The sequence below is a fragment of the Micromonospora sp. DT31 genome (assembly GCF_049841795.1).
Classification (GTDB): Bacteria; Actinomycetota; Actinomycetes; order Mycobacteriales; family Micromonosporaceae; genus Micromonospora.
Genome location: NZ_JBNCKZ010000011.1, coordinates 105,202 through 126,247, shown reverse-complemented (window position 1 = coordinate 126,247; position 21,046 = coordinate 105,202). Strand labels below are relative to the sequence as shown.

Here is a 21,046-nt window from a genome sequence, read left to right as displayed (position 1 = left end):
GGGACCACCTGGCCCCCCGGCCGCTGTCACGGATCCGGCTCAGCTGAGCTTGATCTCCTGCTGAGGCTCGATCTTGCCGCCCTTGATCTCGTAGGCCCAGATCACGACCTTGGACTTCTCCACGTCGCCGGCGTCGTCGAACTTGACGTACTTGGACACGCCCTGCTTGTCGTAGGAGTTCACCCAGTCCATCATGTCCTTACGGCTGGACTTGCCCTCCTTGAAGCCGTCGAGCAGCACGTTCGCGCCGTCGAAACCCTCGGCACCGTAGGAGCCCGGGGGCTGGCCGAACTCCTTCTCGTAGTCGGCGGAGAAGGTGCCACCGGCCTCAGTGGCCGGCAGGCACGGGCAGGTCACGATCGCGCCCTCGGCGCCCGCGCCGGCACCGGCCGGGAAGCCCGGGTCGTAGAGGCCGTCGAAGCCGAGGAACTTGGCCGTCACGCCGGCCGCGCGGGCCTGCTTGAGCAACGGCGCCGCCTCGTTGGTGTAACCGCCGTAGGCGATGGCGTCCGCGCCCGACGACTTGATCTTCGAGATGGTGGCGTCGAAGTTGGTCTGGTCGGTCTGCACCTTGTCGCTGCCCACGACCTTGGGGCCGAGGCCCTTCTTGACCTCGCTGATGATGCCCTGGCCGTACGGCTGGCCGTCGTCGATCACGAAGACCTTGTTCGGCTTGAGCACGTTGTTCAGGTACGTCACGGCGGCCGCGCCCTGGGTGGCGTCATTGCCGACGACCCGGTGGAACGCCTTGTTGCCGGCCGTGGTCAGCTCGGCGGCGGTGGCCGAGGGGCTCACCATCACCAACCCGGCGGCCTCGTAGATCGGCATGGTCGCCTTGGACTCACCCGAGAAGTGACCACCGATCACCGCGACGAAGGACGTGTCCTGGGCGACCTGGTTCGCCACCGGGGTGGCCTGCGTCGCGTCACCGGTGGTGTCGAACTCCTTCAGCTCGACATTGCAGTCCTTGTTCTTCTCCTTGAACTGCTTGAACGCCAACTTCGCGCCGTTCAACGACGGCAGCACGAGGCCGGAGTTGGGACCGGTGAAGGCGCCGAAGATGGCGACCTTGCCAGCGCACTTGTCGCCACCCGCGGCGTTCCCGCCGCCACTGTCGCCCGAGTCCTGGCACCCAGCCGCGGCGACCATCACCGCGGCCAAGCCCACGGCGCCGAGCGCCCGTACGTAATTACGCCTCACGGCTTCTTGACCTCCTCCAGATCGCGGGCACGCCGGAGCCGGTGAGCGGTCGGTCGTGCTCGTCACACTGCCGACGCCCGGTGAGTATCGGCACACCCGCGTTACGGCTCGTGATGGCGGAGCGTACTGGAGCCGCAAATAACTCCGGAAGGCCTCCGGGCGAGGCTTGCCAAAACGTTACGAAGAGAAGCGCCGACAGGTTCCGGCCCGTCACACCCAGGACCATCAATCGGTCAAATGCGCCAGGAACACCTTGCTCCCCTGGCCCGTGTCGACGAGCAGCAGCAGATCGTCGCCGGCGCCGGCGAGCGCCACCGCCTGCTGCGCCCCGGCCGGCGCCGGCCCGGGCAGCGCCACCGCCTGCCAGGATCCACCGCCGTCCACCGACCGCCACACCGCGTGCGCGAAACCGTCTACGGTGGCCGCCCACAGGGTCGCGCCGGCCACCGTCAACCCGCGTACCCCCGGGATCCCGTCGACCCGCGGCCGACCGAACCCACCAGTCGCCCGCCACGCCCCTCCCGGGTCGCCGTCGGCCCGCCAGGTCCCGAACGCGCGACCCCGCAACCCCACCGCCACGGGTCGGCCGTCCAGCACCACCACCCGCTGCAACTCGTCGTACTCCGGCCCGCCCGGCACGGGCACCCGACGCCAGGCCACCCCGTCCCGCGAGACCCACGCCAGCGGGTCCCGATCCACCCGGCCGGCGGGCACGATCCCGCCCACCGACAGCCAGCCCGCGCCGGTCTCCACCGCGTCGAAGTTCCACGTCTCGCCCACGGCGTCCGAGGCAAGCCCCGGCCCGCGCTCGACGAGGGTGAACCGGGACGAGTCCGGCGAGACCCAGACCGCCGCGCCGCTCGTGCGGTTGCCGGTGATCAGCCAGCCCCGCCCACCGGCGGCCATCCGCGCCACGTCCACCGCGTACGGGCCGCCGAACAGGTCGAACGGCGCGATCACCTCGTCCAGCGAGCCGTCCGGCAGCTGCCGCCAACTGCTCGTCCGCGGGTTCGCGTGCGCGCCGCCGCGCTTCGCGCCGAGCAACGCCACCCGGCCGTCGCGGCACGCCGCGGAATAGAACACGTGCCGCTGGCCGTAGTACGTCCGCGGGTGCAGCGACAGTGGCGTCCACGTCGCGCCGTCGACACTGGACCAGGCGGCCGGACGGGTCTCGCCGGTGGCGTCACCGACCCCGCCGGCCACGTACCAGCGACCACCGCAGGCCGCCGCGTCGCGCACCAGCAACCGGCCCGCCGGCCCGGGCGGCACGGGCAGGGTGGACTCGCGCCAGGCTGGCCGGACCGGCTCGGGCGAGCCCTCGTCCTCGCCCCGGACGGCATCGCAGCCGGCGACCAGCAGGGCGAGAACGCCCAGCAGCGCGAGTGAACGGCGAGGGGACACCCCCGAATGGTATCGACAGGCGTCGGTCAGCGGGGATCGCCGGGCCGATCGTGCGGGTCAGGCGGTCGGCTGCCCGACCTCGCCGCCGGCGGTCTCGGTGAGGATCCGCTCGGCGACCTCCTTCATGGTCATCCGGTGGTCCATCGCGGTGCGCTGGATCCACTTGAACGCCTGCGGCTCGGTCATCCCGTACGTCGTCATCAGCGCGCCCTTGGCCCGCTCGACGGTCTTGCGGATCTCCAGCCGGTCGGTGAGGCCGGCCACCTCCTCCTCAAGGGCGGAGATCTCCGAGTAGCGGGACAGCGCGATCTCCACCGCGGGCACCAGGTCGCTCTTCTGGAACGGCTTGACCAGGTATGCCATCGCGCCGGCCGCGCGCGCCCGCTCCACCAGGTCACGCTGGCTGAACGCGGTCAGGATGATGACCGGGGCGATGCGCGCGCCGGCGATCCGTTCGGCGGCGGCCAGCCCGTCCATGATCGGCATCTTGATGTCGAGGATGACCAGATCCGGCTCGAGCTCCTCGGCGAGCTTGACGGCGGTCTCGCCGTCACCGGCCTCGCCGACCACCTCGTAGCCCTCTTCGACAAGCATCTCGGCCAGGTCCAGCCGGATGAGCGCCTCGTCCTCGGCGATCAGAACGCGCTTGCGCTCGGCATCCGTCTGCATCTCGCCCACGAGCCACTCCCACCGATTCGAACCTGACACCCGCCATACCGGGTGTCGCCGCCCCTAGCGTAGTGGGTAACCTATGGCTCGACGCGAGAGCGTCGCGCGAGCTTGTCCCCGTATTCCAACCGGTAGAGAAACGGAGCTCAAACCTCCGACAGTGTGGGTTCGAATCCCACCGGGGACACCAAAACTGTCGCACGGGTGTTCGAAGATGCCCTCGTGCATCCACCCGAGATCCGCGCCCGAGCCCGTCAGGCCTATCTGTCCGGGGCCAGTGTGGCGGAGGCGGCCCGCACCGTGGGCCTCCACTACCGCACCGTGTGGCACTGGTGCCGGGACCGGCCGACCCCGGCGGTCCAGGGCACCGCACTTCGGTGTTTCCGCTGCCGAGAAGATGTCCGCGTTCCGGCAGATCCGGCCGCCTACGCCTACCTTCTCGGCCTCTACCTCGGCGATGGCCATCTCGTGACCAGGGCACGGGTGCCGGTGCTCCGGATCTCCTGCAGCAACAGTTGGCCGGGTCTGATCGAGGCATGCGACGACGCCATGCGGGCGATGCTGGCGGAGAAGGTCCAACGCGTGCGGCGACGAGGCTGCGTCAATGTGCAGAGCTACGGCAAGCACTGGCCGTGCCTGCTTCCCCAGCACGGGCCCGGCAGGAAGCACGAGCGCCGGGTCATTCTGGCCGACTGGCAGCGGGTGATCGTCGAGGCTCGACCGGGCGACTTTCTGCGTGGCCTCTTCCACTCCGACGGCTGCCGCTTCGCCAACCGGGTCGTTGTGCGCGGAAAGGAGTACGTCTATCCCCGTTACATGTTCAACAACGAGTCGACCGACATCATGGGCCTGTGCCAGTGGGCCCTCGACCTGCTCGGCGTCGCCTGGCGGATGAACCGCCGCAACTCCCTGTCGGTGGCCCGCCGGGAAGCGGTCGCCGTCCTGGACGGCCACGTCGGCCCGAAGTCCTGACCGGACGACGCCGGGGACGCCCGCTGCCGGCGAGCCTCAGATGCGCGCCAGCGCCCGCGCGAGATCCGCGCGCAGGTCCTCCGGGTCCTCCAGGCCGACCGAGACCCGCAGCAGCCCGCCGCGGGGCTTCGCGTCGCCCTCGACCGGCCGGTGGGTGAGCGAGGCCGGGTGCTGGATCAGCGTGTCCACACCGCCGAGCGACACCGCGTGGGTGATCAGCTCGCAGGCCCCGGCGACCTCGGCGGCGGCGGGAGCACCGCCGCGTACCTCGAAGGCGAGCAGGCTGCCGGTGCCGGACATCTGGCGGCCGACCAGCCCGGCGGGGTCGTGCCGGGACGGGTGGTGGACCCGCTCGACGGCGGGGTGGCCGGTGAGCCAGGCGGCGAGCTTCTCGGCGCCGGCCTGCTGGGCGCGGACCCGCAGCGGGAGGGTCTGCAGGCCGCGGTGCAGCAGGTACGCGCCGAGCGGGTGCAGGACGGCGCCGGTGACGGCACGGACCTGCCGCAGTCGGGCGGCCCAGTCGCCGGCGCAGGCGATGACCCCCGCGAGGACGTCGCCGTGGCCGCCGATGCTCTTGGTGGCGCTGTGCAGCACGAGCGCGGCGCCGTGCCGGGCGGGCTGCTGGAGCACCGGGGTGGCGACGGTGTTGTCGACCAGCAGCGGGACGTCTCCGGCGGCCTCGGCGAGCGCCGCGATGTCGACCAGGTCGAGGCTCGGGTTGGCGGGGGTCTCGACGAGGACCAGTGCCGTGTCGGGCCGGATCGCGGCGGCGACCTCGCCGGGCGCGGCCCAGGTGACCTCGGTGCCGAGCAGGCCGGTGGCGAGGATGTGGTCCGTGCCGCCGTAGAGGGGGCGCACCGCGACGACGTGGCGTTTGCCGTCCCGGGTGGCGGCGAGCAGGGCCGCGGTGAGCGCGGCCATGCCGCTGGCGAACGCGACGGCCTCGGCGGTGCCTTCGAGCTGGGCCAGCGCGCTCTCGAACCGGGCCACCGTGGGGTTCCAGAGACGCTGGTAGACGGCGCTGCCACCGGCCGGGAGGGTGCCGCCGGTGGCGAGCGTCTCGTAGTCGTCACCGCCGCCGGCCACCGAGGGCAGCGGGTTGGTGGTGGACAGGTCGATGGGCGGGACGTGGACGCCGAGCCCGGCGAGGTCGTCGCGTCCGGCGTGTACGGCTGCGGTGTCCACGGAAGTCATGGCGGAAGCGTCGAACATGACGGCAGCGTAAGGCAACACGAACGAAGAAGATTCTGCGAATCGCGCTTTTGTTCAAACAGGATTCGGTAGAGGATGGTCGCATGCCTGTCGCATCGAATGATCTACGGCGGTTCGCCGGCCTGGACGACGTGGACCGCGCGATCCTCACCGAGCTGGCCGCCGACGGCCGCCTGCCGAACAACGCGCTGGCCGAGCGGGTCGGGGTGGCGCCGTCGACGTGCCTGACGCGCACCCGCGCGTTACGCGAGTCCGGGGCGATCCGCGGGTTCCACGCCGAGGTGGACCCGGCGGCGGTGGGCCTGCCGTTGCAGGCGCTGGTGTCGGTGCGGTTGACCGCACACGAACGGGCCGCGGTGGACGCGTTCCGGGCCCGGTCGGTGCGGCTGCCCGGGGTGGTGTCGGTGTTCCACGTGGCCGGCGCGGAGGACTACGTGATGCATGTGCGGGCCGCCTCCGGCGACGCGTTGCGGGACTTCGTGCTCGATCATCTGGCTGTCGATCCGGCGGTGCAGCACACCCAGACCAGCCTGATCTTCGAGCAGGCCCGGGGCATGGGCTAGCACCGCAGGAACAATTCCGGCACGTGGCGGGTTGAACCACGCTGTGATCGACGTACCGATGTCTGTTCTTGACCTTGCCCCGGTGGCCGCGACCGGCAGTGCCGGTGAAGCGCTGCGGCACACCACCGAGCTGGCCCGCCGCACCGAGGAGCTGGGCTACCGCCGGTTCTGGGTGGCCGAGCACCACAACATGCCGGCCATCGCCAGCTCCGCCCCGGCGGTGCTGCTGGCACACCTGGCCGCGCACACCAGCACGATCCGGCTGGGCTCCGGCGGGGTGATGCTGCCCAACCACGCGCCGCTTGTGGTGGCCGAGCAGTTCGGCACCCTGGAGGCGCTGCACCCGGGCCGGATCGACCTGGGCATCGGTCGGGCGCCGGGCACGGATCAGGTGACCGCGCTGGCGCTGCGCCGCACCATGGAGGGCCTGTCCGCCGAGCACTTCCCGCGCGAGCTGGCCGACCTGATGAACTACTTCACCGGCGCTGAGCCGGGCCCGATCACCGCCACCCCGGGCCGGGGACAGTCGCCGCAGGTGTGGCTGCTCGGGTCCAGCGGGTTCAGCGCGCAGCTCGCCGGCCTGCTCGGGTTGCCGTTCTCGTTCGCGCACCACTTCAGCGCGCAGAACACCATCCCGGCGTTGCAGCTCTACCGGCAGAACTTCCGGCCGTCGCAGTGGCTGGAGCGGCCGTACGCGATGGTGGCGGTCAACGCGGTCTGCGCGGAGAGCGACGAGCGGGCCGAGTGGCTGGCCGGGCCGGCCGGGCTGTCGTTCCTGAAGCTGCGCTCGGGGCGGCCGGAGCCGCTCGTCACGCCGGAGGAGGCGGCCGCCTACCCGTACTCGGAGTTCGAGCGGGAGTTCGTGGCCCAGCGCCGCGACGGCCAGGCCACCGGCTCGCCGGAGACGGTGGCCCGCCAGCTCGGCACGCTGCTGGAGCGCACCGGGGCGGACGAGCTGATGCTGACCTCGATGGTCTACGACGTGGCCGACCGGGTCCGCTCGTTCGAGCTGATCGCCGAGAAGGTGGCCGGGGGCCTGCGCCGGGACGCCTGAAACACGCTCTTCATAGCCACGTCACCGCACCGTCGCGCGGGACGCATAGCTTTGTCCCCGGTGGTGGTACGGCATTCCCGATCGGGACGGGTTGGGAATGCTGCGGTGTGGTGCACCGGGTCGCCGGCCGAGCGGATTCCGCGGCCGGCGACCCGGTGCCTGCCGTTTCAGCGCAGGTAGATGTTCGGCGCGGGCGGGGTGCTCATGCCGTCGCCGAGGAAGAACCCGGGGTGCGGCGGCTGGTTGTAGGCCGTGTTCTGCCAGGCCACGGCCACCCGGTACTGCGGGTCGTGCATCAGCGTCGGCAGGCGCAGGCCGGTCGCCACGGGCGTGCTGTAGATCCGCAGCGCGGTGCTGTCGGCGGTGCGCCAGACCACCTCCTCCCGCCAGTCGCCGAGGATGTCCCCGGAGAGCGCCGGGGTGGACTTGGTGCCGTTGTTGGACGCCACACCGCTGCCGGTGAGCAGCCGGGTCTCACCGCCGGTGCCGTACTTGTCGATCTTCGTGGCGTCGAGCAGCTCCCGGACCGGGTCACCGTCCCACCAGATCAGGAAGTTCGCCGACGACGGCTTGCGGCCGACGTTCTGACCCCGGGTGTTGAGCAGCCCGTCGACCGCCGAGGACCAGGACTCCGCGCCGGGGCTGCCGGCCCACACGTCGGCGGAGACACCCCGGCCGTTGTCGCCGCTGGGCGCGGTCTGCCAGATGATCTGCCCGGTCCGCGCGTCGGCCATCCACGAGCTGGGCTTGCTGCCGTCCTCGTCGACCTTGAAGACCTCCAGGCCGGCGCGGGCCGGGTCGAGGTCGCCCACGTGCAGGGCGTCGCCGTGTCCGTTGCCGGTGGAGTACAGCAGCCGGCCGTTGTCGTCGATGGTGGCCGCGCCGTACACGATCTCCTGACGGCCGTCGTTGTCCACGTCGGCCACCGAGAGTTGGTGGTTGCCCTGGCCGGCGGCGGCGCCGTTGCCGGAGGCGTTCGAGTCGAACGTCCACCGCCTGCGCAGCGTGCCGTCGCGGAAGTCCCAGGCCGCGACGACCGCCCGCGTGTAGTAGCCGCGCGCCATGATCAGCGAGGGGCGCTGCCCGTCCAGGTACGCGGTGCCGGCGAGGAACCGGTCCACCCGGTTGCCGTACGAGTCACCCCAGGACGAGACGGTACCGCGGGGCGGGTCGTAGTCGACTGTGGACAGCGCCGCGCCGGTGCGACCGTCGAACATGGTCAGGTACTCCGGGCCGGCCAGCACGTAGCCGCTGGAGTTGCGGTGGTCCGCCGAGCCGGATCCGATCACCTGGCCGGTGCCGGAGCGGGTGCCGTCGGCGGTCTTCATGGCCACCTCGGCATCCCCGTCGCCGTCGTAGTCGTACACCTGGAACTGGGTGTAGTGGGCGCCGGCGCGGATGTTACGGCCGAGGTCGATGCGCCACAGCCGGGTGCCGCTGAGGGTGTACGCGTCGACGTAGACGTTGCCTGTGTAGCCGGACTGCGAGTTGTCCTTGGCGTTGGACGGGTCCCACCTGAGCACGAACTCGTAGCGCCCGTCGCCGTCGAGGTCGCCCACGCTCGCGTCGTTCGCCACGTAGCTGTACGCCTCGCCGGAGGGGGTGCTGCCGCCCGGTGGCGGCTGGATCGGCACGTCCAGGTAGCCGTTGGCGAACTGTAGCGCCGGGGCCGAGGCCGCCTGCTCGGCGCCGTTCACCACGGCCCGCACGGTGTACGCGGACCCGGCCGCCGCGCCGCCGTCGAGGTAGTTGGTGGCGCCGGTGATCGGACTGGCGTTGACCTTGGTGCCGCCGCGGTAGAGGTTGAACGCCACGCCCGTGGTCTCGGTGCCGAGCAGTCGCCAGGAGACGAGGTTGCCGCTGCCGGAGCGCACGCTGACCAGCCCTCGGTCGAGGTCCTCCATCTGCTTCGCGCCGGCCGGCGGCGTGGTCGGCGGCGGCGCTGTGGTCGGCGGCGGCGTGGTCGGCGGTGGCGCTGTGGTCGGCGGCGGGGCTGTGGTCGGCGGCGGGGTCGTGGGTGGCGCTGTGGTGGCGGGCGGCGCGCCGGTGCAGGTCGTGCCGTTGAGGGTGAACGCGCTGGGCGCCGGGTTGCTTGCGTTGTTCCACGAGCCGTTGAACCCGAAGTTCGCGGTGCCGCCGGTGCCGATAACCGCGTTGTAGCCGGCGTCGCGGGCGGTCACCTGGACGCCGGACTGGCTGACCGTCGCGTTCCAGGCCTGGGCGACCTGCTGGCCGGCGGTGAAGCTCCAGCCCAGCGTCCAGCCGTTGACCGGGTCGCCCAGGTTGGTGACGGTGACGTCGGCGCCGAAGCCGTCGCCCCACTGGTTGGTGATCCGGTAGTCGACCCGGCAGGCGGCGGCCGCCGCCGAGGCGGTCACCGTGGTGAGTACGCCGGCGGCGAGCGTGGCCGCCGAGGCGGCGGCGAGCAGCGCGATGCGGCGGCGGGAGGTGGTGGGGTGCACAGGGATGCCTTTCGCGGAGGTCAGGCACGCGGCGGCACCGGCCTGCCCGGGCCGGCGGGAAAGGCACGTGCGCTGACGCGAGGGGCGACGCCAGACATCGACGTCGGTGATTTGGCTCCGCGCTCGGACAGCCTAGCCAGCGCACGCGCACCGCCACAAGCGTCGACGCCGTCGGGCGGAGCAGAACCTCGACCGCGGCCCGCCCGGGCCGGACGGCGCGGGGCGGGGCGGTGCAGCAGTGGTCGGCGGAGCGGCTCAGCCGTCGATGGCGGCGAGCCGCCGGGACTCCCCGGACTCCCCCGCCTCGCCGGAGTCCGCGGGCTCCGGGGAACCGGCGGACGGGTCCGAGGCGAGGGCCGCGGCGACGGTCGCCCGGGCGCGGCGGGTGCGGCGCAGCGCGCGTACCGCGAACGCCACGGCGACCACCCAGGCCACGCCGAGCAGCGCGTAGACCAGGCCCGGCACCGGGCCGCCCAGCTCACCGGCGCGCAGCAGGGTGCGGGCGTTGGTCAGCACGATCACCCCGCCGATCACGGCGCCGAGCAACTGGGCCGGGACGATGCGGACCAGCCAGGCGGCGATCGGGGCGGCGATCAGGCCACCGACCAGGAGCGCGGCCACGGTGGGCAGCAGGAAGCCCTCGGAGCCCAGACCGATGAGGAAGCCGATGCTGGCCGCGCTGGCGACCACGAACTCGGAGGTGTCCACCGAGCCGATCACCTTGCGCGGTTCCATCCGGCCGGAGACCAGCAGCGCCGGGGTGGCCACCGGACCCCAGCCACCGCCGCCGGTGGCGTCGACGAACCCGGCGACCAGGCCGAGCGGGGCGAGGAAGCGACTGCGCAGGTTTCCGGCGGCGCGGTTGGTCCGCAGCGGGCGGGAGAACCGCACCAGCAGGTACGCGCCGAGGGTGAACAGGATGGCGGCCATCCAGGGTGCCGCCGCCTCGGTGGAGATGGCGCTGAGGAACGTCGCGCCGGCGAACGCGCCGATAGCCCCGGGCAGTGCGATCCGGCCGACGACCCGCCAGTCGACGTTGCCGAAGCGCCAGTGCGAGACGCCGGAGGCGAGCGTGGTGCCGATCTCGGACAGGTGCACCGAGGCGGAGGCGGCGGCCGGGGCGACCCCGGCGAACAGGAGCAGCGTCGAGGAGGTCAACCCGTACGCCATGCCGAGCGCGCCGTCGACAAGTTGCGCGACGAGCCCGACGAGGGCGAGGACCAGCAGCTTGCGCACAAGCGCCCCCTGACTTTTCGGCATCTCCTATCAACTTGGTCGACAATGCGGTACGGAGGCGCTCCGGGTCAAGTCCTCCATCCGGTTGGCGGGACACGCCGGACGGCGCGCGCGGCAGGGCCGCGACGGCGGCGGTCAGCTCCAGGCGCGCGGGTCGGCGGCCAACTCGGTGACCCGTCCGGGCAGGACACCGGTGGCCACGTCGGCGATGGTGACCAGATCGAGGATCTCCCGCTCACTGGCCCGCAACGCGATCCAGACATCCTGCAGGGCGCGCGCCGCGCCCTGGTAGCCGAGCTGTTCCGGGCGGTGGCCACGGATGTGGGCCAACGGCCCGTCGATCACCCGGATCACCTCGGCCAGGGAGATCTCCGTGGCCGGGCGGGCCAGCCAGTAGCCGCCCTCCGGGCCACGCTGGGCGTGCACGATGCCACCCCGGCGCAGTTGCAGCAGGATGCTCTCCAGGAATTTCGGTGGGATGTCCTGGGCACGGGCGATCTGCTCGGCGGTGACCGGTCGGCTCCGCCCGGACTTCCCCCCGTCGCCGACCGAGGCCAGCTCGGCAGCCGCGCGGAGGGCATAGTCGACCCGGGCGGAAAGACGCATGCGGTCAGGTTAGTCGTCGGGCCGCCCCAGCGACCCCCGCCCCTCGGCGGTACGGTCCCGGTTGCCCGGTCAGTCGCCGACCCGGCGCAGCAGCCCTTCCTGCACGGCGCTGGCGATGTGCCGGCCGTCGGTGGTGAACATCCGGCCGGTGGCCAGGCCCCGGGCGCCCGACGCCGACGGGCTCCAGCAGTCGTAGAGGAACCACTCGTCGGCGCGGAACGACCTGTGGAACCACAACGCGTGGTCCAGGCTCGCGCCGACCACACCGCCGGGCCCCCACACCTCACCGTGCACCGACAGCACCGAGTCCAGCAGCGTCAGGTCGGAGGCGTACGTGAGCGCGCACGCGTGCAGCAGCGGATCGTCGGGCAGCTCGCCGTCGATGCGCATCCACACCCGCTGGTGCGGTTCGGCGGGTCGGTCGCCGGGGCGCACCCAGCCGGGCTCGCCGACGTAGCGCACGTCGATCGGGCGCGGGATCTGCCCCCAGATGCCGAGCCGCTCCGGGTAGCGGGCGAGCCGGTCGGTCATGGTCGGCACGTCGTCCGGGCCGGGCACGTCGGGCGGGACCGGGGCGTGGTGGTCCAGCCCCTCCTCCTGCCGCTGGAACGACGCCGACATGAAGAAGATCGGCTTGCCGTGCTGCAGGGCCACCGAGCGGCGTACCGAGAAGGAGCGGCCGTCCCGGACGCTCTCCACCTCGTACGCGATGGGCTCGCTCGGGTCGCCGGGGCGGACGAAGTAGCCGTGCAGGGAGTGCACCGCCCGCTCCGGGTCGACGGTGCGGCCGGCCGCGACCAGCGCCTGACCGGCGACCTGACCGCCGTAGACCCGCTGCGGGCCGACCTGCGGGCTCATCCCCCGGAAGGCCATCTCCCCGGTGCGCTCGAGGTCCAGCACCTCGAGAAGCTGGTCGACCGCCGCCTGCCCGCTGGCCACGGCACTACCGGTCACTGCAGGGCCCGGGCCGCGGCGGCGTCGACGAGCGAACCGAGTTGGTGCACGCGCAGGGTGTTGGTCGACCCGGGGGTGCCGGGCGGGCTGCCCGCCACGATCACCACGTAGTCGCCCGGGTTGGCCCGGTTGAGACCGAGCAGCGCCTGGTCGACCTGCCGGAACATGTCGTCGGTGTGCTGCACGAACGGCATCAGGAACGTCTCCACGCCCCAGGACAGCGCGAGCTGGTTGCGCACCTCCGGCACCGGGGTGAAGGCCAGCAGCGGCAGGTCGCAGTGCAGTCGGGCGAGCCGCTTGACGGTGTCACCGGTCTGCGAGAACGCCACCATGGCCTTCGCGCCGATCGCCCGGGCGATGGAGGACGCGGCGACGGTGAGCGCGCCGCCGTGCGTACGCGGGTCGTGCTGCAACCGCGGGACGGCGATGGAGCCGGCCTCGGTGGTGGTGACGATCTTGGCCATGGTGCTGACGGTGAGCACCGGGTACTTGCCGACGCTTGTCTCGCCGGAGAGCATCACCGCGTCCGCGCCGTCGAGCACCGCGTTGGCCACGTCGGAGGCCTCCGCGCGGGTCGGGCGGGAGTTCTCGATCATCGAGTCGAGCATCTGGGTGGCCACGATGACCGGCTTGGCGTTCTCCCGGCAGAGCTGCACGGCGCGCTTCTGCACCAGCGGCACCTGGTCCAGCGGCAGTTCCACGCCGAGGTCGCCGCGGGCCACCATGACACCGTCGAAGGCGAGCACGATCGCCTCCAGGTGATCGACCGCCTCCGGCTTCTCGACCTTGGCCAGCACCGGGCGGCGCACACCCTCCTCGTCCATGATCGAGTGGACGAGCTTGATGTCCTCCGGCGACCGGACGAAGGAGAGCGCGACCAGGTCGACGCCCAGGCCCAGGGCGAAGCGCAGGTCGTCGGCGTCCTTGTCGGACAGCGCGGGGACGCTGACCGCCACGTTGGGCAGCGAGACGCCCTTGTTGTTGGAGACCGGGCCGCCCTCGGTGACCAGGCAGCGGATGTCGTTGCCGGTGACGTCGCTGACCTCGACCGCGACCCGGCCGTCGTCGATCAGCAGCCGGTCGCCCGGCTTCACCTCCTGCGGCAGCTTGCGGTAGGTGCAGGAGACCCGCTCCCTGGAGCCGACGACCTCGTCCCCGGTGATCACCACCGAGTCTCCGGTGCGCCACTCGTGCGGGCCGTCGGCGAACCGGCCGAGGCGGATCTTGGGACCCTGGAGGTCGGCGAGCACGGCCACCGGTTGCCCGGCCGCCTCGGCGGCCTCCCGGACGAGCCGGCAGACCGACTCGTGGTCGGCGTGACTGCCGTGGCTGAAGTTGAGCCTCGCCACGTTCATGCCCGCCTCGACGAGCCCCCGGATACGCTCCGGGGACGAGGTGGCGGGGCCGAGAGTGCAGACGATCTTCACGCGGCGTGTCACGCCCATCAGGCTAGTCTCTCCTCCGGGTCGGCCTCCCGGCCGGCCCCTTGCGGATTGCGGAACGGTCGACCCACGGCGCGCGGGGGGAACCACGCGGGGCGGGCGGTAGGCGTACCGCACCGGAACGTCGTATGTGGCGGGCGTCAGCGACCGCGCGGTGAGGAATCGTACCGCCCGCGGCCGTCGCCCGCAGCGGTGCGCCCGCGGAAGCCGTCCACCCTGCGCCGAGGCGCGGGCCGGCGGCCCGGGCGGGCGACGCCGGGGCAAACCACCGGGGTCGGCGCGCGGGGCGACGCTCAGCTCTCGGTCTTGACCAGCGGGAATTCCAGAGAGCCGGCCGGGCACAGGAAGGTGAGGACCTCCACCCGGTACAGGCCGGCCTGCACCGCCGGGTCGGCCTCCATGACGCTGCGTACGTCGTCCACCGAGCCGGTCCGGGCCAGGCCGAAGCCGATCGGCGGGTCGGGTTCCCGGGCCGGGCCGTCCACCGAGCCGTCGACCAGCACGATGCCCCGCCGTTGCAGCGCCCGCATGTGCGCGAGGTGCTCGGACTGCAACCGTTGCACCGTCTCGTCCGGCAGGGCCCGGCCGGACGGCCCCGGGTAGAGCACTATGCACTCGTACGTGTCCAGCGCGAAGTCGAGCCGTGGCGTCGCACCCATGCGCACCTCCTGACCACCGTCAGGCCCAGCCTCGCACGGCCGTCCGGCCCGCCGGGCCGGCTCGCGGCAACTGCCCGCCGCGGCGGCCCGGATGCCGACGCGCCGCCCGGTTCGTCCCGGTCCGGCCGCGGCGGGCAGCCGGCCGGAACCACGCCCGGAGTACCGGGCGGAGACCGGGGCGGCGCGGTGTGCCGCGACCCACCGGGCCGGCGCGCTTCGGCGCGGCGGTTCGGGGAATGTCCACAGGTCGGGGCGGGACCGCCCGCCGACCCGGCCGTACAGGAGGACCACGATGACCACGAACACCCAGCCCGCCAAGGCGTCGGGCAGTTACCGCATCGGCGGTGACCTGCGGGTCGACCGCCTCGGCTACGGCGCGATGCAGCTCACCGGCCCCGGCGTGTGGGGCGACCCGAAGGACCCGGCCGAGGCGGTGCGGGTGCTGCGGCGCGCGTACGAGCTGGGCGTCACGTTCGTCGACACCGCCGACTCGTACGGGCCGTTCGTCAGCGAGCTGCTGATCCGCGAGGCCCTGCACCCGTACCCGGAGGACCTGGTCATCGCGACCAAGGCCGGCCTGACCCGCTCGGGGCCGGACGACTGGCGGCCGGTGGGCCGTCCGGAGTACCTGCGCCAGCAGTGCGAGCTGAGCCTGCGTCACCTGGGCCTGGAGCGCATCCCGCTGTTCCAGCTGCACCGGATCGATCCCCAGGTGCCGCTGGCCGACCAGCTCGGTGAGCTGGCGTTGCTGCGGCAGGAGGGCAAGATCGGCCACATCGGTCTCTCCCAGGTCAGCGTGGCGGAGATCGAGCAGGCCCGGGAGATCGTCCCGATCGTGTCCGTGCAGAACCTCTACAACCTGGCCGACCGCAGCGCCGAAGACGTGTTGACGCACTGCGAGCGCACCGACCTGGCGTTCATCCCCTGGTTCCCGATCGCCACCGGCAACCTGGCCCGCCCCGGTGGGCCGCTGGACGAGATCGCCGCCGGGCACGGGGCCAGCCCCGCGCAGCTCGCCCTGGCCTGGCTGTTGCGCCGGTCGCCGGTGATGCTCCCGATCCCGGGTACCTCGTCGGTGGCGCACCTGGAGGAGAACGTCGCGGCGGCCGAGGTGGAGTTGTCCGACGACGAGTTCGAGGCGCTGGCCAAGGCGGCCTGACCGCGCGCCGGCCGCCGTCCGCCCGGCCGGGCGGCGGCCGCCCTTTGCCCGGGGTGATCCGACAACTACTGTCGGAAGGATTCTCACGAACGGGCAGAGTAGGGGTCCGGAATGGACGAATACGACTATGTGATCGTGGGCGCCGGCGCGGCCGGCTGCGTGCTGGCCAACCGGCTCACCGAGGACCCGGGCACCCGGGTGCTGCTGCTGGAGGCCGGCGGGTGGGACCGCAGCCCGTTCGTCCGGGTACCCAAGGCGTTCTCCCAGCTGATGGACGACACCCGTACCGCCTGGCACTACCCCGCCGCGACCGGCCCGCACACCCGGGAGACCTGGCAACGCGGCCGGATGATCGGCGGCTCCACGTCGGTCAACGGCATGATCTGGAGCCGCGGCGCCGCCCGCGACTGGGCGCCGCTGGCGCCGCTGGGCTGGGGCTGGCCGGCGATCCGGCAGGCGTTCCAGCAACTGGAGGACCACCCGCTCGGCCCCGCGCCGCACCGGGGCGTCGGCGGCCCGCTGCGACTGTCCGTCACCACCGACACCGACCCGCTCGCCGAGGAGATGGTGCACACCGGCGTCGAAATGGGCTGGCGTCGGGTCGACGACCTGGACGCCGACGACGACGAGCGGATCGGCTACCCCACCGCGACCATCCACGGCGGACGGCGGGTCAGCGCCGCCGACGCGTTCCTGCACCCGGTGCGGCGGCGCCCCAACCTGACCGTCGAGGTCGACGCCGTGGTGCTGCGGGTGCTCGTCGAGGGCGGCCGGGCCGTCGGGGTACGTGTCGCGCACCGCGGCCAGGAGGTCGACCGCCTGGCCGCCGGCGAGGTGCTCCTCGCCGCAGGCGCGCTGGCCACCCCGCACCTGCTCCAGGTCTCCGGCATCGGCCCCGCCGACACGCTGCGCGCCGCCGGCGTGCCGGTGCTCCTCGACCGGCCCCGCGTCGGCGCCGGCCTGCGCGAGCACCGGTCGATCGTGTTGCAGCACCGCCTCGCCGGGCCGGGCGGCCACAACGCCCGCCTCGGCGGTGGGCTCGGACAGGCCCGGGCGACGCTGCGCTGGCTGCTCACCCGCGGCGGCCCGCTGGCCCTGCCGGTGCTCGACCTGGCGGCGCACATCAAGTCCCGGCCGGACCTGGACCGCCCCGACGCGCACCTGCTGATGGCGCCGTTCTCCGCCGCCCCACCCCGCCCCGGCAGGGCCCTGGAACTGGAACGGGAGCCGGGCGTCATGTGCCTGGGCACGGTCACCCGGCCGGACAGCGAGGGCAGCCTCGCCATCACCGACGCCGACCCGCGCACACCGCCGGCCATCGTGGCGAACTACCTCACCACCGCGCACGACCGGCGGGTCGCGGTGGACCTGTTCCGCCGGATGCGGGAGTTCTTCGCCACCGGACCGATCGCCGAGCGGGTCGAGGCGGAGACGGTGCCCGGGCCGGCCACCCGGACCGAGGCGGAGATCGTCGAGGCGGCGGTGGCCCGCGGCTACTGCGGCTACCACGCGATCGGCACCTGCGCCATGGGCGTGGACGACGACCACGTGGTCGACCCCGAACTGCGGGTACGCGGCGTCGACGGCCTGCGCGTGGTCGACGCGTCGGTGCTGCCGGTGATGGTGGCGGGCTGGACCAGCGCCCCGGTGACCGCACTGGCCTGGCGGGCCGCCGACGTCATCCGCGGCCGCGCGGACGGACCCGGCGACGACGGGTGAGGCAAGGCCGGACGGCCCCCGACGGGGGCCGGGCCACCGGCCCCGTCCGGGCGGCTCAGTTGCCCAGTGCCTGCACCTTCGCGATGGTCTCCTGCACGTGCTGGCGCGCCGGCTCCCCGCCCTGCGCCGCCTGCGCCAACGCCTGCCGGTAGGAGTCGATGACGCCGATCAGCGGGCCCGCCGTCGCCCCCTCCAGCGCCCCGGCCACCAGCGCCCGCGCCTCGGCGGCGTCCTGCGCGGCGGCCGCCGTGCGCGCCTTCGCCTCGTCCAGCTTCTGTGCCGCCGCCGCCAGCCTGGCGATGATCTCCGCCGCGCTCACACGCCCTCCCCCGGGTCGCCCGGCCCGCGCCGGACACCGGCCAGCCTACCGCCGTGCCCGGGCACCGACACGTCACCGCAGCAGGCGGAACAGCACCAGGTAGAGGCAGAACAGCGACGGGGACACCAACGCGCAGAGCACGAAGCCGAGCGGCACGTACCGCCCGGCCGGCGCACCCTCGCCCTCCAGCGCCGGCCGGCCCCACCGGGCCAGCACGAGCTGACCGGCCACGAAGGACAGCAGCGGCACGCCCGCGCAGGACAACGCCGCCACCAGGTCCATCCCGGCCACCGGCAGCGGCGAGCCGACCAGCGCGACGAGCATCAGCAGCGAACCGACGAGCGCGCACCCGCCGTACACCGCCACCGCCCGGGCCGGCGCCGACCACGTCGGCAACAGCACCGGCGTACGCGCCAACGCCTCCGCCTGCCGCGCGTACCCGTCAGCCTCCTCGGCGAGCCGCCCCGCCGCCGCCAACTCCCCCGCCGGGTCCCCCGCCCCGGACGGGCCGTCGGCAGGGCCGGCCGAGCCGTTGACCGGGCCGGACGAGCCGTCGGCCGGCACCGCCCCCATCGGCGCGCCGATCGCCTGCCCGAACCGGTCCAGCCGCTGCCCCTGCGCGGCGAGCCGCTGCCCGACCGCGTCCACCGACGCCTGCAACCCGCGACGGCGTTCCGCCTCGGCCGCGATCGCCCGCTCCCCGCCGCGCTGCCGGGTGGACAACTCCCGGAGCAGCTCCGCGTACTCGTCGAACCCGCTCACCGCTCGTCGCCCCCGGCGACGAACGGCACGATCAGCGCGGTGCGGTGCTCGTGCCTGTCGACGAGCAACGCGCGCCCCGCACGGGGGGTGTACGCGAGATCGTGCACCCCGAGGTGCAGGCCCAGGTCGGCGGCGGGCACGTTCAACGCCACCAGGCCGGTCACGTCGTCGCGGTGCCCACTGCCACCCAGGTCGTCGGCGAGCCGCCGCAGCCCACGCCACCAGCCGAGCACGTGCACGCCGCGCGTCGGCCCGTGCCGCAGCACCGCCCGCAGGTCGTCGTACCCGGAGCGGAACGTGGTCGGGTCGGCGACGGCGAGTGTGCTCGCGGCGGCGTCCATCCCGAACACCACCAGGTAGGTGCGCTGCGGGCCGGCACCGTCGGTGTCGGCGAGCTGCGCGCGCAGCGTGTCCGCGTCGAGCCGGCGCACCGGATGCCCGGCGGCGGCGAGCGTCATGGCCAGGTCGTCGGCGGTGGCGCTGGTCCCCGGCGCCAGCGGGGCGAACAGGAACCGGGCCGACCCGGGCGTGTGCTGCCGGGCCAGGGCGAGGGTGGCCGAGCGGAGCACCTGGGCGCCGAGGGCGTCGGTGCCCACCACGGCCAGGTGCCGGCCCGGACTGGTGTCGAGGGCGAACCCGGCCGGGCTGCCGGCGACGTCGACCACACGGCCCACCAGGGCGTGCGGCGGGTCCGCGCCGGGCGCCAACGCGGCCCAGGCGGGATCGTCGACGAGCCGGGGCGTCTCGTGCCCACGGAAGACCGCCGGCGGGCCGGACCCGTCCGGGCGGGCCGCGTGCAGCTCGTGGCGCAGCGCCGCGACCTGCGCCGCCGCGGCGTGCGCGTCGGGGAACCGCACCTCGACGTCGGCGCCGGGCGCACCGGCAGCGGTGTTCACCACGGCCGAACCGACGGTCAGGCCGCGGGCCGCCTCGTTGCGCGGGTCCAGCACGCCGTCGCCGCCGGGCAGGGCGATGCGCAGCGGGAACTGGCCGAAGATCGCCTCGGCCCGGCCGTACAGCGCCTCGATGCCGGTGATGCTCTGGCTGGCCAGCACCAGGTGCAGCCCGTACGAGCGGCCCTTGCGGGCCAGCTCCTCGATCAGGTCCACCGCCTGCCGGGCCAACGCGTCGTTGCCGGCGAACAGCACGTGGAACTCGTCGATCACGGTGACGATCCGGGGTGGCCGGGCATTGGGCGGCACGTCGACAAGCCGGCTGACCCCCTGCCGTTTGAGCAGGTCGGCGCGGCGCCCCAGCTCGGCGCGCAACTCCCGCAGCACCGCCACCCCGTACTCCCGGTCGGACTCGATGCCGACCGCGCGGGCGTGCGGCAGCCAGGACGGGTCCCGGTCGGTGGGCACGAACTCGGTGAAGCTGACCCCCTCCTTGAAGTCGAGCAGCATCAGCCGCAACTCGGCCGGGGAGTAACGGGCGGCCAGCCCGTAGAGCACGTCGAGCAGCAGCACCGTCTTGCCGGCGCCGGTGCGGCCACCGACCAGCCAGTGCGGGGTGGCGTCGTCGAAGCCGACGGTCAGCATCCGCCCGGCCGCCCCGGACCCGGGCGTGGCCTCGAGCTGGAGTCGCCGTACCGCCCGGCCCAGCACCGTACGCAGGCCGGCGCCGGCGGACTCGGTCCACCGCTGCGCCGGGAGCACGTCGGTGAAGGTGAGCCGGTCCTGGTCGGCGGCCTCGGCGAACCGGTGGGCCAGCGCCGTCACCGTGACGTGCGACGGATCGCCGTCGAGCACCACGGGCGCGGCGAGTCCGCTGCCGTCGGTGCTGAACGGCCGGCCCGGCGGGTCACCGACGAGGGTGTACCGCTCGGTCACCCGAAGCTGGGTGGTCGCGCCCAGCGGCGGGGCGGCGGTCGGACCGGCCGGCGGGTGGCCCGCCAGCAGCACACACACCGCCGCGTCCGGCCCGGCGTGGGTGAGCGCCGCCAGCCGGGCCAGCTCCCGCGGCGGCGGCGCCGACGCGGCCACCACCACCAGCAGCTCCCGGTCCTCCGGGGCGGCCCGCTGGGCGGTCCGCGCATGCCGCTCCGCGGCCTCCAGCAGGGCGGCCGTCTCCGCCTCGCTGGTGGCCGTGGCGGCGAGCACCCCGGCGTCGTACAGCGGGCGCAGCGGCAGGAAGGCCGCACCGAAGGCGGCCTGGTCGATGCCGGCCACCCGGACCGCGCCGGCCGGGGCGGCGGTCAGCAGCCGCACCACCACGGCCCGCAGCAGCTCGCCGACCCGCGGGTCGCGGGCATCCGAGTCGATCGCCAGGTGGGCGCCGGCCCCCACCGGCACCAGCACCGGGAACGCGCCGTCGACCGTGGTGGCCGCACCGAGGCGTACCGGGACGGGGTGGGTGGCGACGCGGGCCGTGCCGGGCACCGCGGCAGCCAGCTCACCGCCGAGGCGGGCCAGCCGGGCGACCAGTTCGGGGCTGCCCACCGGTGCCGGGCCGGCCGCGCCGAGCAGCCGCCGGGCCGCCTCCCAGTGGCGCGTCGCCCGCCGATGCCGATCGACCGCCTGCTGGTACGCCGCCGCGAGTCTGCCCACCGTCCGCCCTCCGACGACACCGTCCTCGATCGAGGGAACCCTAACGGACGCCGGGCACGCCGGCACGGAACGCTCGGCCCCCGGGATTCGTCCACTGTTCACCCGCCGGCG

At 73.7% G+C, this 21,046-nt stretch carries 18 protein-coding genes and 1 tRNA gene; 6 read left to right on the top strand and 13 right to left on the bottom strand.

Translation table 11 applies throughout. The annotated features are described in order from the left end of the window. Positions 1–39: 39 nt before the first annotated feature. The 3 genes from ACLQ2X_RS19505 to ACLQ2X_RS19495 form a co-directional block, all read right to left on the bottom strand. The gene (locus tag ACLQ2X_RS19505) at positions 40–1,200 is read right to left on the bottom strand and encodes a branched-chain amino acid ABC transporter substrate-binding protein (RefSeq protein WP_425682477.1); all 1,161 of its coding nucleotides are present in this window, start codon (positions 1,198–1,200) and stop codon (positions 40–42) included. Positions 1,201–1,425: 225 nt separating this feature from the next. Continuing rightward, a complete protein-coding gene (locus tag ACLQ2X_RS19500; protein WP_425682476.1) occupies positions 1,426–2,601 on the bottom strand; it encodes a hypothetical protein in 1,176 nt (391 codons plus the stop codon). A 57-nt stretch (positions 2,602–2,658) separates the two neighbouring features. After that, positions 2,659–3,279, bottom strand: a complete 621-nt coding sequence (locus ACLQ2X_RS19495) for an ANTAR domain-containing response regulator (RefSeq protein ID WP_425682475.1) — start codon at positions 3,277–3,279, stop codon at positions 2,659–2,661. Positions 3,280–3,383: 104 nt separating this feature from the next. Here ACLQ2X_RS19495 and ACLQ2X_RS19490 point away from each other — a divergent pair. Beyond that, positions 3,384–3,460 (top strand) — tRNA-Leu (locus tag ACLQ2X_RS19490). Then, a complete protein-coding gene (locus ACLQ2X_RS19485) occupies positions 3,433–4,242 on the top strand; it encodes a terminase gpP N-terminus-related DNA-binding protein (protein ID WP_425682474.1) in 810 nt (269 codons plus the stop codon). The genes ACLQ2X_RS19490 and ACLQ2X_RS19485 overlap by 28 nt, the downstream gene beginning before the upstream one ends. A 36-nt stretch (positions 4,243–4,278) precedes the next feature. Here ACLQ2X_RS19485 and ACLQ2X_RS19480 read toward each other — a convergent pair whose 3' ends face one another. Then, positions 4,279–5,454, bottom strand: coding sequence for a trans-sulfuration enzyme family protein (locus ACLQ2X_RS19480; protein ID WP_425682473.1), 1,176 nt, complete (start codon positions 5,452–5,454; stop codon positions 4,279–4,281). 83 nt (positions 5,455–5,537) lie between these two features. Here ACLQ2X_RS19480 and ACLQ2X_RS19475 point away from each other — a divergent pair, with 83 nt between their 5' ends. Together ACLQ2X_RS19475 and ACLQ2X_RS19470 are read left to right on the top strand one after the other, a co-directional pair. Beyond that, positions 5,538–6,017 (top strand): Lrp/AsnC family transcriptional regulator, encoded by a 480-nt coding sequence (locus ACLQ2X_RS19475; protein WP_425682472.1) that lies wholly within the window; start codon positions 5,538–5,540, stop codon positions 6,015–6,017. 58 nt (positions 6,018–6,075) lie between these two features. After that, the gene (locus ACLQ2X_RS19470) at positions 6,076–7,071 is read left to right on the top strand and encodes an LLM class flavin-dependent oxidoreductase (RefSeq protein ID WP_425682471.1); all 996 of its coding nucleotides are present in this window, start codon (positions 6,076–6,078) and stop codon (positions 7,069–7,071) included. Between the two features lie 167 nt (positions 7,072–7,238). On the opposite strand, the gene ACLQ2X_RS19465 is transcribed toward ACLQ2X_RS19470, so the two are convergent. The 6 genes from ACLQ2X_RS19465 to ACLQ2X_RS19440 all read right to left on the bottom strand — a co-directional run bounded on the left by ACLQ2X_RS19465 (position 7,239) and on the right by ACLQ2X_RS19440 (position 14,430). After that, positions 7,239–9,533, bottom strand: a complete 2,295-nt coding sequence (locus ACLQ2X_RS19465; protein ID WP_425682470.1) for a cellulose binding domain-containing protein — start codon at positions 9,531–9,533, stop codon at positions 7,239–7,241. 255 nt (positions 9,534–9,788) lie between these two features. Continuing rightward, positions 9,789–10,769 carry a sulfite exporter TauE/SafE family protein gene (locus ACLQ2X_RS19460; protein WP_425682529.1) on the bottom strand — a complete coding sequence of 327 codons (981 nt, stop codon included), beginning with the start codon at positions 10,767–10,769 and terminating at the stop codon, positions 9,789–9,791. Between the two features lie 135 nt (positions 10,770–10,904). Continuing rightward, entirely contained in the window at positions 10,905–11,375 is a 471-nt protein-coding gene (locus tag ACLQ2X_RS19455; RefSeq protein ID WP_425682469.1) for an RrF2 family transcriptional regulator, read from the bottom strand. 69 nt (positions 11,376–11,444) lie between these two features. After that, positions 11,445–12,314, bottom strand: a complete 870-nt coding sequence (locus tag ACLQ2X_RS19450; protein ID WP_425682468.1) for an acyl-CoA thioesterase — start codon at positions 12,312–12,314, stop codon at positions 11,445–11,447. An 11-nt stretch (positions 12,315–12,325) separates the two neighbouring features. Further along, positions 12,326–13,774, bottom strand: coding sequence for a pyruvate kinase (gene pyk / locus ACLQ2X_RS19445; RefSeq protein WP_425682467.1), 1,449 nt, complete (start codon positions 13,772–13,774; stop codon positions 12,326–12,328). 290 nt (positions 13,775–14,064) lie between these two features. Then, positions 14,065–14,430: a YciI family protein gene (locus tag ACLQ2X_RS19440; protein ID WP_425682466.1), complete on the bottom strand. Its 366-nt coding sequence runs from the start codon at positions 14,428–14,430 to the stop codon at positions 14,065–14,067. A 292-nt stretch (positions 14,431–14,722) separates the two neighbouring features. Between ACLQ2X_RS19440 and ACLQ2X_RS19435 the strand changes: the two genes are divergently transcribed. Then, on the top strand, positions 14,723–15,589 hold the full coding sequence (locus ACLQ2X_RS19435) for an aldo/keto reductase (protein ID WP_425682465.1): 867 nt from the start codon (positions 14,723–14,725) through the stop codon (positions 15,587–15,589). 111 nt (positions 15,590–15,700) lie between these two features. Then, positions 15,701–17,308 carry a GMC family oxidoreductase gene (locus ACLQ2X_RS19430; RefSeq protein ID WP_425682464.1) on the top strand — a complete coding sequence of 536 codons (1,608 nt, stop codon included), beginning with the start codon at positions 15,701–15,703 and terminating at the stop codon, positions 17,306–17,308. 55 nt (positions 17,309–17,363) lie between these two features. Here ACLQ2X_RS19430 and ACLQ2X_RS19425 read toward each other — a convergent pair whose 3' ends face one another. From ACLQ2X_RS19425 to ACLQ2X_RS19415, 3 genes are all read right to left on the bottom strand, one after another. After that, positions 17,364–17,627 (bottom strand): DUF6244 family protein, encoded by a 264-nt coding sequence (locus ACLQ2X_RS19425; RefSeq protein ID WP_013287536.1) that lies wholly within the window; start codon positions 17,625–17,627, stop codon positions 17,364–17,366. Between the two features lie 72 nt (positions 17,628–17,699). Continuing rightward, the gene (locus ACLQ2X_RS19420) at positions 17,700–18,389 is read right to left on the bottom strand and encodes a hypothetical protein (protein WP_425682463.1); all 690 of its coding nucleotides are present in this window, start codon (positions 18,387–18,389) and stop codon (positions 17,700–17,702) included. Then, positions 18,386–20,935: an FtsK/SpoIIIE domain-containing protein gene (locus ACLQ2X_RS19415; protein WP_425682462.1), complete on the bottom strand. Its 2,550-nt coding sequence runs from the start codon at positions 20,933–20,935 to the stop codon at positions 18,386–18,388. Before ACLQ2X_RS19415 ends, ACLQ2X_RS19420 begins: the two co-directional genes overlap by 4 nt. Positions 20,936–21,046 lie beyond the last annotated feature (111 nt).